16 protein-coding genes are annotated in these 15,507 nt (G+C 44.7%); 15 read left to right on the top strand and 1 reads right to left on the bottom strand.

The annotated features are described in order from the left end of the window. The first annotated feature begins 116 nt into the window (after window positions 1-116). The 10 genes from dinB to trxA all read left to right on the top strand — a co-directional run bounded on the left by dinB (window position 117) and on the right by trxA (window position 11,306). Complete coding sequence (gene dinB, locus LP667_RS10065; protein ID WP_021732532.1) at window positions 117-1,250, top strand: DNA polymerase IV; 1,134 nt, start codon at window positions 117-119, stop codon at window positions 1,248-1,250. A 92-nt stretch (window positions 1,251-1,342) separates the two neighbouring features. Continuing rightward, window positions 1,343-2,299, top strand: coding sequence for a DHH family phosphoesterase (locus tag LP667_RS10060; protein WP_021732531.1), 957 nt, complete (start codon window positions 1,343-1,345; stop codon window positions 2,297-2,299). Between the two features lie 2 nt (window positions 2,300-2,301). Next, window positions 2,302-3,645 (top strand): DEAD/DEAH box helicase, encoded by a 1,344-nt coding sequence (locus LP667_RS10055; RefSeq protein WP_021732530.1) that lies wholly within the window; start codon window positions 2,302-2,304, stop codon window positions 3,643-3,645. 326 nt (window positions 3,646-3,971) lie between these two features. After that, complete coding sequence (alaS, locus tag LP667_RS10050) at window positions 3,972-6,614, top strand: alanine--tRNA ligase (RefSeq protein WP_021732529.1); 2,643 nt, start codon at window positions 3,972-3,974, stop codon at window positions 6,612-6,614. A 408-nt stretch (window positions 6,615-7,022) separates the two neighbouring features. Next, entirely contained in the window at window positions 7,023-7,292 is a 270-nt protein-coding gene (locus LP667_RS10045; protein WP_003641523.1) for an IreB family regulatory phosphoprotein, read from the top strand. Next, a complete protein-coding gene (ruvX, locus tag LP667_RS10040; RefSeq protein WP_021732528.1) occupies window positions 7,289-7,723 on the top strand; it encodes a Holliday junction resolvase RuvX in 435 nt (144 codons plus the stop codon). Before LP667_RS10045 ends, ruvX begins: the two co-directional genes overlap by 4 nt. Before the next feature lie 12 nt (window positions 7,724-7,735). Beyond that, complete coding sequence (locus LP667_RS10035; protein WP_021732527.1) at window positions 7,736-8,032, top strand: DUF1292 domain-containing protein; 297 nt, start codon at window positions 7,736-7,738, stop codon at window positions 8,030-8,032. A gap of 132 nt (window positions 8,033-8,164) precedes the next feature. Then, window positions 8,165-8,416, top strand: coding sequence for a cell division protein ZapA (gene zapA / locus LP667_RS10030; protein ID WP_056988400.1), 252 nt, complete (start codon window positions 8,165-8,167; stop codon window positions 8,414-8,416). Window positions 8,417-8,476: 60 nt separating this feature from the next. Then, window positions 8,477-10,840 (top strand): endonuclease MutS2, encoded by a 2,364-nt coding sequence (locus LP667_RS10025; protein ID WP_021732525.1) that lies wholly within the window; start codon window positions 8,477-8,479, stop codon window positions 10,838-10,840. Between the two features lie 154 nt (window positions 10,841-10,994). Beyond that, the gene (trxA, locus tag LP667_RS10020) at window positions 10,995-11,306 is read left to right on the top strand and encodes a thioredoxin (RefSeq protein WP_021732524.1); all 312 of its coding nucleotides are present in this window, start codon (window positions 10,995-10,997) and stop codon (window positions 11,304-11,306) included. Between the two features lie 232 nt (window positions 11,307-11,538). On the opposite strand, the gene LP667_RS10015 is transcribed toward trxA, so the two are convergent. Continuing rightward, window positions 11,539-12,060, bottom strand: coding sequence for a YslB family protein (locus tag LP667_RS10015; protein ID WP_033609647.1), 522 nt, complete (start codon window positions 12,058-12,060; stop codon window positions 11,539-11,541). Between the two features lie 200 nt (window positions 12,061-12,260). Between LP667_RS10015 and racE the strand changes: the two genes are divergently transcribed. The 5 genes from racE (at window position 12,261) to dapD (ending at window position 15,507) form a co-directional block, all read left to right on the top strand. Beyond that, window positions 12,261-13,082, top strand: coding sequence for a glutamate racemase (racE, locus tag LP667_RS10010; protein WP_021732522.1), 822 nt, complete (start codon window positions 12,261-12,263; stop codon window positions 13,080-13,082). Further along, entirely contained in the window at window positions 13,075-13,683 is a 609-nt protein-coding gene (locus LP667_RS10005; protein WP_056988397.1) for an XTP/dITP diphosphatase, read from the top strand. The genes racE and LP667_RS10005 overlap by 8 nt, the downstream gene beginning before the upstream one ends. Further along, the gene (locus LP667_RS10000) at window positions 13,680-14,198 is read left to right on the top strand and encodes a metallophosphoesterase family protein (protein WP_056988398.1); all 519 of its coding nucleotides are present in this window, start codon (window positions 13,680-13,682) and stop codon (window positions 14,196-14,198) included. Before LP667_RS10005 ends, LP667_RS10000 begins: the two co-directional genes overlap by 4 nt. 87 nt (window positions 14,199-14,285) lie before the next feature. Beyond that, window positions 14,286-14,777, top strand: coding sequence for a cyclic-di-AMP-binding protein CbpB (gene cbpB / locus LP667_RS09995; RefSeq protein WP_021732519.1), 492 nt, complete (start codon window positions 14,286-14,288; stop codon window positions 14,775-14,777). Between the two features lie 19 nt (window positions 14,778-14,796). After that, window positions 14,797-15,507: a 2,3,4,5-tetrahydropyridine-2,6-dicarboxylate N-acetyltransferase gene (dapD, locus tag LP667_RS09990; RefSeq protein WP_021732518.1), complete on the top strand. Its 711-nt coding sequence runs from the start codon at window positions 14,797-14,799 to the stop codon at window positions 15,505-15,507.

Raw genomic sequence — 15,507 nt, 5'->3', positions numbered from 1 at the left:
AGCGATTGATCAGTGCTGGTCATCGCTTATTTTTTTAGGATTTTTCTGGACCAAACACGCGCTTTTGAACGTACGTTCGTGTATAATGAACCTACTAAGAATAGGAGGGATAGCTAATGGCTCAGTCAATTATTGAAGCGCCCATTCGGGTGAACACAAAGCGTAAAATCATTCACGTGGATATGGACGCCTTCTATGCGTCGATCGAAGAACGAGAACATCCGGCGTATAAGACCCAGCCATTAGTGATTGCTCATGATCCGCGACAGACCGGTGGCCGGGGGGTAGTTACGACGGCCAACTATGTCGCACGACAATTTGGCGTCCATTCAGCGATGCCGGCTGCTAAAGCCTTAGAGCTGTGTCCCAAGGCAGTATTCAAGACACCTAACTTTCCGTTGTATCGTGAGATATCTGATCAGATTCATCGTATTTTTCATGAATATACGGATATGATCGAACCGATTGCTTTTGATGAGGCCTATTTAGACGTGACTGCTAATAAAAAGCATATTCACAGTGCCGTCGAATTGGCCCATAAATTACAACAAGAGATATGGCATCAGACGCATTTGACTTGTTCAACTGGAATTTCTTATAACAAATTTATTGCCAAATTGGCGTCTGATTATCGGAAGCCAGCTGGCGTGACCATTGTCCTGCCACAGGATGCGGAATCATTTCTGTTACGTGAACCAATTGAAAAGTTTCGTGGCGTCGGTAAAAAGACGGTTCCAAGGATGCATGATTTAGGCATCATGACCGGTCAAGACTTATACGCACAGTCCGAATTAGACTTAATCAAGCAATTTGGCAAGCTTGGTTACATTTTGTACCGGCGGGTTCGGGGGAGCGACGATCGGCCAGTGGAATATTTACGAGAACGAAAATCGATTGGTAAGGAGCGGACATTCGGGCCGTTTTTACAATCGACAGCGGAAGTGAACACGCATCTGAAGGCCATTGCTAAGTTAGTCGCCACTAGTATGCAGGCGCACCAACGTCATGGGAAAACGCTAGTCTTAAAGTTACGTTATGGTGATTTTGTAACGATTACTAAGCGCAGCACCTTTAGTGAGTTCATTCCGAATGACGCGACTTTGTTTGATCAATATGCTGAAGAAATTTTTGACGAGGTCGTTGATACTCACTTTGATACTGGAATCCGGTTGCTTGGCATTACGTTGACAGGCCTGGCACCACTAGCTTTTGAGAACTTAACGCTGCCGCTTTATCCGAATGACAATTAATTTATTTGGCGCGGCGGGGATTCTTCGGTATACTGGAGTACTGTGACAGTTTAATCGCCATCAGTAAATTATGAGAGTAAGAAGGTTCATTTATGACCGTCCAAACAGCAATTTTTGACTTAATCAAACAAGCAAAAACAATTATTATTCATCGTCATCAACGGCCTGATCCGGATGCCATTGGCAGTCAGTTAGGATTAGCAGCTATCATCAAAGCTAGTTTTCCGGACAAACGAGTATTGACGCCCGGTAAACAGTACCATGGTTTTGATTGGTTAGGGCAAATGGATGAAGTTACAGAAGCAGACTATCAAGATGCTTTAGTACTAATTCTCGATACCGCTAACCAGCCAAGAATTGATGGGGAGTTTTGGCAACAAGGTAAGACGATTGTTAAGATCGATCATCATCCGAATGATGATGCTTTTGGGGAACCACAATGGGTGGATGTTGATGCCTCCAGTACGAGTGAAATGATTTATAACTGGTTCGCGCCATTTGAATCAGAATTGACACTGACGGCTGACGCTGCCCGCCTATTGTACGCAGGAATTGTTGGTGACACGGGCCGTTTCTTATATTCCGCTACCAAGCCAAGTACCATGCGGGCCGCAGCCGCGCTAATGGAAGCTGGCGCCAATGCCGAAGCCGTTAACCGGATTGAAGACACGATCACGTTACCAGTTGCCCGACTCTCGGCCTATGTTTATGAACATTTGACCCAACTTGATTCTGGTGCCGCCTATGTTATTCTGACGAATGACATCATGGATTCATTTGCAATTGGCGATGCTAGTACCGCTGGCGTTGTGCCACTACCGGGAAGAATCGATACCGTCAAGTGTTGGGCGATTTTTGTCCAACAAAAGGAAGGCGATTTTCGAATTCGGCTACGTTCGAAAGGGCCATCGATCAATGGCGTGGCCAAGCACCATGACGGGGGTGGTCACGCTTTAGCAAGTGGTGCCAAGGCGAAGGACCAACAAGAAATTGAAACGGTGGTGCGAGAACTCGACCAAGTCGCTAGCCATTATGAGAAAGAGGTTTAACTATGACCGCAAGTTTTGAAGATTTTAAATTGCAGCCGTTTTTGATGCAGGCGCTAACTGACATCAATTTCCGCAAACCGACTGCAGTGCAGGAAAAATTGATTCCGGTAATTGCTGCTGGCCGGAGTGTGATTGGGCAGTCGGCGACGGGGAGTGGGAAGACGCATACCTTCTTATTGCCCATGATCAATCAACTGAATGCCGATGAGCGCTATGTGCAAGCGGTTATTACAACGCCGAGCCGTGAATTAGCCTATCAGATTCAGACGGCGGCTAAACAATTAATTCAACATAGCCCGAAAGCAATTCATATTGGGTTATATGTTGGTGGTACTGATAAGCAGGAACAAATTGAAAAGCTTAATCGCCACCAGCCACAACTAATTATTGGGACGCCTGGCCGTATTCTTGATTTAATGCGTTCACAAGCACTCGATGTTCATCGGGCGACCCAACTAGTAGTTGATGAAGCTGATATGACGCTCGACTTAGGCTTCTTGAACGTGGTTGATCAGATTGCTGGGCGGATGCCAGCTGATTTGCAGATGTTGGTGTTCTCAGCAACGATGCCACAAAAATTAACGCCTTTCTTACGTAAGTATATGAATAATCCAGTTATGGAAGAAATTCCGGTCGCATCGGTGATTAGTCCCACTATTGACAATTGGTTGATTTCAACCAAAAGTCATGACAAGAATAGTATCATTTATCGGTTGTTGACGATTGGGGAGCCCTACTTGGTGTTAATCTTTGCCAACACCAAGGAGCGCGTTCAAGAATTAACGCATTATTTGCGGCAACAGGGTCTAACCGTTGCTATGATTCATGGTGATATCCAACCACGTGAACGAAAACGGGTGATGCGTGATGTACAACAGTTGAAGTATCAGTTTGTCGTTGCAACGGATCTAGCCGCCCGAGGCATTGATATTGAAGGCGTCTCACACGTTATCAACGATGATATTCCAAATGACTTGGAATTCTTTATTCATCGGGTTGGCCGGACAGGTCGTAATGGAATGGCTGGTACGGCCATTACATTATATAGTCCGGGCGAAGAAGCTAAGGTCAGTGCGGTCGAAGCGATGGGCATTAAGTTTAAGCCTAAGGCCATTCAGGATGGCGAAATTGTGGACTCATATGACCGTAATCGTCGTGCTAAACGGGGCCCTAAGCAAGAGAAGCTCGATCCAACCCTGATTGGTTATGTCAAGAAATCTAAGAAGAAGATCAAGCCGGGGTATAAACGCCGTATTCGTAAAAAGATCAGTGATAAGGCGCGGATGGATCGGCGCATTGAACAACGCGCCGCTGCACGGAATGCCCGCAAGGATCGTAAGTCTTAAGGTGTAATAATTGACGCGGATTGGTCAAAAACTACCGGACGGTGTATTGACAATCAGCAGTAAGTTTTCTATACTTTGCAAAGTAAGGACATATTTAAATCACATGCCGGTCAAGAGACACTTTGGTTGCTGGGAAAAGTGCGGTGTGGTTTAGATGCTACCTAAAAGTATGACTAGCAAACTAGTCCGTGTCTCAGCGTTAATGAGCTTAAGAGGTAAACGAACACATCGTTGCAAGCAAAGTGGTACCGCGTTAACAGCGTCTTTGCTAGCAACGGTGTTTTTTTGCCTTAAATTAAGCATGATAGAAAGGGTGCCAGAATTAAATGAAAAAATTAAGTAGTAGTGAAATTCGGCAAATGTACTTGGACTTTTTCCATGAAAAGGGCCATACGATTGTCCCAAGTGCGTCACTTGTTCCCGTAGATGACCCAACGTTATTGTGGATCAACTCCGGCGTTGCCACAATGAAGAAATATTTTGATGGTTCCGTTGTACCTGATAATCCCCGGATGACTAGCTCACAAAAGAGTATCCGGACTAATGATATTGAAAATGTTGGCCGGACAGCACGCCATCACACGTTATTTGAAATGCTGGGTAACTTTTCGGTTGGTGACTATTTTAAAAAAGAAGCTATCAGTTGGGCGTGGGAACTCTTAACCTCACCGAAGTGGTTTGGTTGGGATCCGGATAAGTTATACATGACGGTCTATCCCAAAGATACGGATGCTGCTAAGTTCTGGGAAGCAACGGGTGTTAAACCTGACCATATCATTAAAGTTGAAGATAATTTCTGGGATATTGGCCAAGGCCCATCCGGTCCTGATTCAGAGATTTTCTATGACCGTGGTGAAGCCTTTAATAATTTAGCTGACGATGATCCAGAAAATTATCCTGGTGGTGAAAATGAACGCTACTTGGAAGTTTGGAACATTGTCTTCTCACAATTTAATCACACGCCAGAAGACACTTATGAACCACTTCCTCGTAAAAACATTGATACGGGGATGGGGCTGGAACGGGTCGTTTCAGTCTTTCAGAATGCCAAAACGAATTTTGAAACTGACTTGTTCTTACCGATTATTCATAAAACGGAAGAATTAAGTGATGGTAAGCATTATGGCGATAATGCGCAGGACGACGTGTCCTTTAAGGTGATTGCTGATCACGCCCGGGCAATTATGTTTGCCATTAGCGATGGTGCGCTACCTTCCAATGAGGGGCGGGGGTATGTTATTCGCCGGTTGATTCGCCGGGCCATCTTGCATGGTCAAAAGCTAGGCCTAAAAGAGGCTTTCTTGGACCAATTAGTGCCAATCGTAGGCAAAATCATGGCCTCACACTATCCAGATGTTCTTAAGAATAGCACGTATATCGAAAAAATCGTGGCATCTGAAGAAAGTCGTTTTAATGAAACGTTAAATGACGGTCTGAACTTATTAAACAACTTGATTGCAGAAACTAAGCAAGCTGGTCAAAAGACTTTGGCTGGCAAAGATGCGTTTAAGTTATACGACACTTATGGCTTCCCATTTGAATTGACTAAGGAATACGCTGGCGATGAAAACTTGGATGTTGATGAAGCTGGTTTTGAAGTTGAAATGAAAGCTCAACGCGATCGTGCGCGGAATGCCCGTAGCGGTGCGAAGTCAATGGGTGTGCAACGGAGTTTGTTGATTGACATCAAGACGCCGAGTGAATATGTCGGTTATGATGAGTTGACTAATGTTCAAGGCACTTTGAATGATATTATTGTGGATGAAACCTTAGTGGATCACATTGACAACGGCCAGGCTGAAATGATTTTCAGCAAGACCCCATTTTACGCTGAAATGGGAGGTCAAGTTGCTGATCGTGGCGTGATCTTGGATGATGCCGGACAAGTGGTTGCCAAAGTGACGGATGTCCAAAATGCGCCTAATAAGCAACACTTGCACACGGTCGAAGTGTTGAAGCCAATGCACAAAGATGCAACTTACACGTTGAACGTCGATTTAGCTTTCCATAATAAGGTTGAAAAGAACCATACGGCAACCCACTTATTAGATCAAGCTTTACGTGACGTCTTAGGTGAACATACGAAACAAGCTGGCTCATTAGTTGAACCTGACTATTTACGGTTTGATTTCACCCACTTTGGTCAAGTGACTGACGAAGAGTTAGCGAAAGTTGAACAGATCGTCAATGATAAGATTTGGGCAGCACTACCAGTTAGTGCGATTCAAACTGATCAGGAAACTGGTCATAAGATGGGTGCGATTGCCGTCTTTACGGAAAAGTATGGCAAAATTGTTCGGGTCGTTTCAATTGGCGACTACTCGATTGAATTTGATGGTGGGACCCACGTTAAGAACAGTAGTGAATTAGGACTATTTAAGATTGTTTCTGAAACTGGGATTGGTGCTGGTACACGTCGGATTGAGGCCGTTACTTCGAAGGAGGCCTTTGAACTGCTTGCCGGTGAGGAACAGACCTTGAAGCAAATTGCCGCTCAAGTCAAAGCACCAAAGTTGGCTGATACGCCAACGAAGGTCAGTCAATTGCAAGCTGATTTGAAGGCAGAACAACAGCAACGGGCTAGCCTTGAAAGTCGGTTAGCCAAACAACAAGCTGGGGCAGTTTTTGATCAGGTCGATGATGTTAATGGCACGACCTTGATTGCACAACAAGTTGAAGTTTCAGGGATGGATCAGCTTCGTCAGCTCGCTGATACTTGGAAGACGAAACAATATTCGGATGTCCTGGTACTCGGGACAGTCATTGGCGAAAAAGTCAATTTATTGGTGGCTGTTAGTGATGATAAGGTCAAGGCTGGGATTAAAGCTGGCGACTTAATTAAAGCCATTGCCTCACAAGTTGGCGGCGGCGGTGGTGGCCGACCAACGCTAGCACAAGCCGGTGGCAAGAAGCCAGCTGGATTACCGGCTGCTTTGAAGGCTGCTCATGAATGGTTAGCTGAACAATAGGAATCAATTGAACGGTCATACAAATGCTAATAGCTTTGTGTGGATCAAGTGAGACCAAGTAGCAAGCCAAATAAATCAGTGCTGTTAGGACGAATAGTTCTAATGGCACTGCTTTTTTACTTATTCAATTAATTTGACGTGAATTTTGGCGATTGCGGCCAACTTTGGAGGAGTCGTGTCATCTTGCGAGTTATTATTTAGTTATGACTGACGAGGACATGAGTGCGCATTACTTGTGGCAAAATGAGTTGATGAAAAATCAATGTAAATCAATACCACTTTGCAGAAAATGCCCGGCTTAACTCTGGTTATTATTACGAATGTGTTACATCAAAGTGGATTGATTGTACTTCATATGGGCATTTAGTAAAATAGATAAGAAGCGGAAACTAGCGGGAGGTGCTTGATATGAGTTCATTAGACAAAACAATGTACTTTGACTTCGATAATGACAGCGTTAAAGATGTCCATGACACGTTAACGACGGTTTATGAAGCGTTACAAGAAAAGGGCTATAACCCGATTAACCAAATCGTAGGTTACTTACTATCCGGTGATCCGGCGTATATCCCGCGCTTGAAAGATGCTCGGAACTTAATTCGGAAGCATCAGCGCGATGAGATTATCGAAGAGCTTGTCAAGTCTTATTTGAAGGCAGATAAGGATGTCGATGCATGAAGTTAATGGGGTTAGATGTTGGTTCTAGAACTGTCGGTGTTGCCATTAGTGATGCTTTTGGTTGGACGGCCCAAGGTGTTGAAATTATTCGAATCAATGAGGATGCTGAAGAATTCGGGATTGACCGGGTGGCTGAACTCGTTGACGAATTGGATGCTGGGGGCTTTGTCCTAGGATTGCCAAAGAATATGAATAATACTTTGGGACCGCGGGCTGAAGCGGCCCAACATTACGGCGAGTTACTGACAGCTCGGTTTCATTTGCCAGTCGACTTTGAAGATGAACGGTTGACGACTGTTGAAGCTGAACGGATGCTGGTTGAAGAAGCCAACACCTCACGAAAGAAACGCAAAAAGGTGATTGATAAGTTAGCAGCAAGTCTAATCTTGCAAAATTACTTGGATCGCCATGGCAAACTCACACAAGAATAGCGAGGAACTAACATGAGTCAAAACCAAGATCGTAAAGATAATGATGTGATCACATTAGTTGATGACGAAGGTAATGAGACACTATTTAATATTTTATTCACGTTTGATTCAGAAGATTTCGGTCATTCATACATTTTATTGTATCCAGCAGATGCTGCGGCCGATGATGAGGTTGATATTCAGGCCTACATTTTCGATCCAGAAGATGGTGACAACGGCGAATTGCAATTGATTGAATCTGACGATGAATGGGATATGGTTGAGCAAGTATTGAATACTTTCTTAGCTGATGATGGTGGCATGCAATAGTCGCAAGTCAATTTGAGCTCGTGGACCCATGTCCGCGGGCTTTTTTAAAGGCTCGCATGCGGTTCTAACGGTCGCAAAATTATGGTAACCATGCTAGAATATTAACTGTTACTGAAAGGAAGTTGGATGTTGATGACTGCTAACAAACGCCGTTTTAAAGCGGAAATTGATGGTCATACTTACACGATCATCGGTACGGCATCTGATCGTCACATGCAAACGGTGACGCGGATGATGAATGAACAAGTGACACAATTAAAAAAATTAGCCCCCGATTTGTCAGACACGGAGATTGCGATGTTGCTTGCATTCAATGCGATTTCAGATCAGGTGGACAAACAAGCTGAATTATTGAAAATGCAAACGGATGATGCCGACAAGTAATTGCATTGTTTGTTTTTTTTGCGGCTTTTCGTGATTCATTGGAACTTCGGAGGGATATCAGTGAATTCCAAAGTATTGAATACGTTAGAGTACCAACAAGTAAAACAACAATTAGCGCCATACCTCGTTTCGGCAACTGGCCAACAGGCACTCAATGATTTACAACCGATGACTGCCGTTGCAGATATCCAACGGGCCCTGGATGAGACGAATGATGGTGCCGAAGTTTATCGGTTAAAGGGCGGCATTCCTGTCGCGCGCCTAGCAGATATTAAACCGCATATGAAGCGGCTAGCGATTGGTGCAACTTTAAATGGGAGTGAACTCGGTCAAGTTGGGCGGGTTTTAAGAACGACGCGGGCAATAACACACTTTTTTGCCGAATTATTAGAAGACGCTCCTGAAAATGATATTCGGCATCTATTTGACGAGGTCGCGGAATTAGTCACTTTACCAGCAGTGACAAAGCGGCTCGCCACTGCTATCGAAGGTGATGGTCATATTACGGATGAGGCCTCACCAGAACTTAGTCGTATTCGGAGCAATATTCGACGCACCGAGACGGAAATCCGTAACCAAATGGCACATTATACGCGTGGTCATGATGCGAAGTATTTAAGTGATCCAATCATTACGATTAGAAATGATCGGTATGTTATCCCGGTTAAGGCTGAGAACCGTGGCCGATTTGGGGGGATCGTTCATGATCAATCGGCTAGTGGTCAGACACTGTTTATTGAACCTCAAGCGGTCATGGCGTTAAATGACCGGTTACGTCAAAATCAAGTTGCAGAAAAACAAGAAGAACAGCGCATCTTGGAAGACCTGTCTAACTTGATTGCACCCTACCAAGATGAAATTATCAATAATGCGGCCATTCTTGGCCACTTTGATTTTATTAATGCCAAGGCCCGGTATGCACATGATATGAAGGAAACCGAACCAGCCGTCTCAGTCAAAAACGAAGTCTATCTACGGCAAGCACGCCACCCCCTGATTGATCCTCGCAAAGTCGTCGCTAATGATATTAGTTTAGGAACTGATTATCAGGCGATGGTTATTACGGGGCCTAATACTGGTGGGAAGACGATTACGCTGAAGACGCTGGGATTACTGCAATTAATGGCCCAGTCGGGATTGTTTATTCCAGTTGAGGCCGGGAGTCGCGTTGGCGTTTATAATGAAATCTTTGCGGATATTGGGGACGAACAATCAATTGAACAGAATTTAAGTACGTTCTCATCCCATATGGAAAATATCGAAAGTTTCTTAGCCCAGATCGATTCCCATAGCTTAGTGCTCGTTGACGAATTGGGTGCCGGGACTGATCCACAAGAAGGGGCGGCGCTGGCGATTGCTATTTTGGATGCTATCGGAGCTAAGGGAACCCAAGTTGTGGCGACGACCCACTATCCAGAACTTAAGGCTTACGGGTTTAACCGTCCTGATACGATCAATGCTAGTATGGAGTTTGATGAGCAAACGCTTAAACCGACGTACCGGTTGTTGGTCGGAATTCCTGGTCGGAGTAATGCGCTAGATATTGCGCAACGGTTAGGAATTCCCCAAACAATTGTTGATCAAGCCCGCTCATTGACGGATACGGATAGTCAAGACCTCAACGCGATGATTGCGGATTTAGTGAAGAAGCGTAAGCAGGTCGAGGATGAACAATTGCATTTGAAGACCCAAGTGGCGGATTCCGAGAAACTGCATCGGCAGTTGAAGAGTGAGTTCAATGCTTATCAGCAACGTAAGGATCAGTTGATCGAAGATGCTAAGGTGCAGGCCAATACAATTGTTGAGCAGAGTAAGACCAAGGCAGATGCCATCATTAGTGAGTTGCGTAAGAAACAATTGGCCAGTGGGACAGCGACGGTTAAAGAAAACGAATTAATCGATGCAAAGGGTGCGTTGAATGCTTTAGAGCAACAGCCTAAGCTTAAAAATAACCGGGTCTTGCGCCGGGCTAAAGCGCAGCATGATTTCCATGAAGGCGATGACGTGCTGGTGAAGTCGTATGGCCAACGCGGTGTATTGATGCGTCAGATGGGTAAACATGAGTGGGAAGTCCAACTTGGTATTTTGAAGATGAAAATTAGTGACGGTGATTTGGAGCGGGTCAAACCGGAAGAGCCGAAGCGAGCGCGGGCGACTGTTCAAAGCGCCAACGCCAGTCATGTCTCCCCGAACTTAGATTTACGGGGGGTCCGTTATGAAGATGCGATGACCCAAGTTGATCGGTATATCGATGCGGCGTTATTAGCCGGATATCCATCCGTGACGATTGTTCATGGAAAGGGGACCGGGGCGTTACGTGACGGTATTACCAATTATCTGAAATCCAACCGGCAAGTTAAGTCGTTCCACTTTGCCGCCCCTAATCATGGGGGCAATGGTGCAACCGAGGTGCAATTTAAGTAGCCCGTGATCCACACAGGCCGAGCAGGGCAGTGTGGATGATTGGCAATGTTCGTAACCCGGGCGCTTTTGATCGTGAACAAATTGTTTGTGTTCCACATGGTTACTGGTATACTTACTATTAGTAACAGATAAAGTCTAAAGGAGGCCGATTACAATGGTCGCAGCAACTACTGATAAAACTTTTACAACGGATACGGCTTCAGGCGTAACGTTAACTGACTTCTGGGCAACATGGTGTGGTCCTTGTCGGATGCAATCACCAGTGGTGGAACAATTAGCTGATGAAATGGGTGACAAGGTGACATTCAATAAGATGGATGTCGACGCAAATCCTGAAACGGCCAGCAACTTTGGTATCATGAGTATTCCAACCTTGTTAGTTAAGAAGGATGGCGAAGTCGTTGATACCTTAGTTGGCTACCATTCTAAGGATCAAATTAAACAAACTTTAGCTCAATATTTATAAAATAAGGTCACCGTTGGCTTAGTGGTGACTTGAGGAGGCTGGTATTCTTTATTGAAGAATACCGGCCTTTTTTAGTTTAACCATTGAGAAATGCAGTTATTTAGTCATTCCTAAAACAAATTACTCGGGTTTTATCGACTAGTTATTTTGTCAATCGTGATATTCATCTGAATGGTTGGTAAGTAAACGTCCGCAGCGCAATAAAAAAAGACGACCACTTGGCCGTCTTTTTTTATTGCGCTTCTTCAGGTTGGGCATCATCAATTTCAACTTGTGGTCGCACAATCTCGATTGGTGTTGCGGGATCGTGATTGATGATAGGTTGATGATGATCAATGGTCACTGAAATTCTTAAACGCATTCGATTTTGAAACGTAATTTTAGCTTCACTGACACAGTTAGTACGAAGGGCTGACTGCTCAGCTAAAAAGCCAGTCTCTAGCATGAAATCTGGTAATTCGATTGTAGCGCTACGGCGAGCAACCGGTTCACCAGTTAGTTCATAGGTAATCAAATCATCAGTTGTGCTAACAATGATGAGATGCCCCCAGCCGGTCTGCTCAAAAAAGGTAACAAGATCATCATCACTAGCGACAGGAAACTGGCGTGCCAAGTCTTTACCAGCCCAGTAAAGGATGCCACTACTGTCATCACCCAATAATTTTGGTAGTAAGGCATCTCGCAAGATTTCCACACTAAGGATGGAAGCTTTAATTGAGTTACCCGCAAATTGAGAATAAAAGTCGTTCGTCATGATAATTCCTTTCCATGCAAAAAATCGTGGTATCCTGACCACTGTATAATCAATATTATACCCCGTTTCCGCTAATGTGTCGGTTTTTTTCAATTTATCAACGGAAACTTTACAATTTCGTCGCAATTGGTCTGGCTTGAAATCAATTTCAAAAAAGACCATAATAAAGTTTCAGAATTCAGTGAACGGAGATTTTTAAAATGGCAAATGAACATGCAATTGGATTCATGGATTCGGGGGTCGGTGGGTTGACCGTTGTTAAACAAGCGTTGAAGCAGCTCCCCCGGGAAACGGTTTATTTTATTGGTGATCAGGCACGTTTGCCATACGGTCCGCGACCAGCAGAACAAGTCCGGAAATTTTCTTGGCAAATGGCTGATTTTCTGATGGCAAAACAGATCAAAATGCTAGTGATTGCTTGTAATACAGCGACAGCCGCGGCATTGCCAGCTTTACGACAACAGTTGTCAATTCCTGTGATTGGGGTAATTGCCCCTGGTTCACGGGCGGCATTAAAAGCTTCACGACGCAATCGGATCGGCGTGATTGCGACTGAGGGTACGATTCGTAGTAACGCTTATCGGGATGCGATTTTAACGAAGGATCCGACTGCCACAGTGATTTCGCAGGCATGTCCGAAGTTTGTGCCGTTGGTTGAGTCCAACGAATACCACTCGACAGTTGCCAAACGTGTCGTTGCGGCATCTTTGAAACAGTTAAAAAAACAAGATGTGGACACGCTTGTTTTGGGCTGTACGCATTACCCATTATTACGACCACTCATTCAAAATGTCATGGGTCCAGGAGTAACGCTGATTGATTCTGGTGCGGAAACGGTGAACGATGTTTCGGCCGTACTTGATTATTTAGATATTGCTAACGACAGTTCTACCAAGCGTTATCCAGATGAATATTATACAACTGGGGCGGCCGAACAATTTGAAGCCATTGCTCGCGACTGGTTAGGCCAACCGAATTTTTACGCGCAACATATTGATTTAGGGAGTGAAACGAATGACTAAACCACAAACATTAATTATTGCCACGAACAATGCTAATAAGGCCCGCGAATTTAGTGCGATGCTGGCGCCATATGATATCACCATCAAAACGTTGGCGGACTTCCAAGATATTCCAGATATTAAGGAAAATGGGATTACCTTTGAAGAAAATGCCACTAAAAAAGCAACGGTCGTGGTTGAAGCAACTGGGCTACCGGCAATTGCTGATGATTCCGGTTTGATGGTCACGGCGTTGCATGGTGATCCTGGCGTTTTTTCAGCGCGGTATGCTGGTGATCATGACGACGCCGCCAACAATGCTAAGTTACTAGCAAATCTGGGCGGTGTTCCTGAAGCTAAGCGCACCGCTACTTTTCATACAACACTGGTCGCCCTTAAGCCGAGTGGTGAAAAACTCGTCATTAATGGTGAGTTAGCTGGACGCATCTTGATCGCCCCGCGTGGGAATAATGGCTTTGGATATGATCCGTTGTTCTGGTCGAGTAAGTTTCAAAAATCATTGGCGGAATTAACGCCAGCACAAAAGAATCAAATCAGTCACCGGGGGGCGGCCTTACGTCAGCTGATGACTAAATTCGATGAATGGTGGGCGAAGGCATGAAATGTTTAGTTGTAAGTGACAGTCATGGTGATCGAGATGTGTTGGTACGATTATTTGATGAATACCGTGGTCAGGTTGATGCTTTCTTTCACTGTGGTGATTCTGAATTACCACATGATGACCCGTTGTTTGAAGAAATGTTTGTGGTTCAAGGAAATATGGATTTTGATACGGCGTTAGCTGATGAGGTTAATCCAACGATTGATGGCGTTTCAGTCTATATGACCCATGGACACTTAGTTGGTGTAAATATGGGGTTGGCACATCTATTGGCAAATGCCACGGCGCAGCATGCCGTATTAGCGTTCTTTGGGCATACCCATCAATTGGGGGTCGAACGGCATGGTGGTGTGTTAGTGCTTAATCCCGGTAGTATCACCTATCCACGTGGAGAGTTTGCACGGATTGGCGGTACCTATGCAATTGTCACCACCACCTCAGCAGGAATCGATGTTCAATATTATGATCGGCAGATGCAGGCAGTGCCAGAACTAAAATTTCATTTTGCTGATTAAAAAGCGGTAAAAAAGCTGATTTTAGAGCTTAACTTAGTGACTTTGCAGTTAAAATAAGAGAATGAGCTTAGTTAAGGAGGCGCTTGTATGTTAATTCAACCAGTTGCGGACTTATTGTCACGCAACGCGGACCACTATTTGATCCCGGCTGACGTGGTCGCGAACGTTCAAACTAATAATAACTTGTATCACGCATTTTTAGTTTTAACAAAGGTCAAATATTCAAAAATTCCGGTACTTGATCATGGTGGCCACTTTGAAGGGCTAGTGTCGTTACCGCTGATTACGGAACAAATGTTGGGCTTTGACCAATTGAATACTGAAATTTTATTGCAAAAACGTGTTTGTGATGTGATGGAGACGCGGGTGAAGACGGTTCAAAATGTCGATGATGTTGAAGAGACATTACACCTAATGATTGATAATCCGTTTGTTCCAGTCGTTGATGAGCAGCGAATTTTTCAAGGAATTGTCACGCGGCGTGAATTCATGAAGAGTTTTAACTTTCTGACCCATGAAATTGGCAAACAGTATGATATGATTGAGAAGGATTTTTCCACTAGCGAAAAAGCTAAATAAATTTTTTGGAGGGTCTCCGATGGCAAAATTAGATGCACAATCAATTATTAACTATATTGGCAGTGCGAAGAAGAAAACACCCGTAAAAGTGTATGTGAAGGGTGCTTTAGACCAATTAAACGTTCCAGCAAGTATCAAAACGTTCTTCAGTGGCAACTCTGGCGTCTTATTTGGTGACTGGGCGGATGTTGAACCGTTCTTAAAGGCTAACGCTGCAAATATCGAAGATTACGAATTAGAAAATGACGCGCGCAATTCAGCCGTACCAATGGCAGATTTGAAGCAATACAATGCGCGGATCGAGCCCGGTGCGATTATTCGTGACCAAGTATTAATTGGCGACAATGCGGTCATTATGATGGGGGCCGTGATCAATATTGGTGCCGAAATCGGTGAAGGCTCGATGATTGACATGGGTGCCATTCTTGGTGGTCGCGCAATTGTTGGTAAGAACTGTCATATTGGCGCTGGTACTGTGTTAGCTGGCGTGGTAGAGCCACCTTCGGCTAAGCCAGTTCAAATCGATGACGACGTGCTGATTGGTGCCAATGCGGCCGTCCTCGAAGGCGTGCATGTTGGTAAGGGTGCCGTTGTGGCTGCGGGTGCGATCGTCATTGAAGACGTCGCTCCTAACACCGTAGTCGGTGGGGTTCCTGCTCGTAAGTTGAAAGATATTGATGATAAGACGAAGAGCAAGACTGAATTAATGGCAGAATTACGGAATCTTTAA

The sequence above is a fragment of the Lactiplantibacillus paraplantarum genome (assembly GCF_003641145.1).
Taxonomy (GTDB): Bacteria; Bacillota; Bacilli; order Lactobacillales; family Lactobacillaceae; genus Lactiplantibacillus; species Lactiplantibacillus paraplantarum.
Note: the sequence above shows the minus strand (reverse complement) of the source record. Positions and strands in the feature narration are given on the sequence as shown.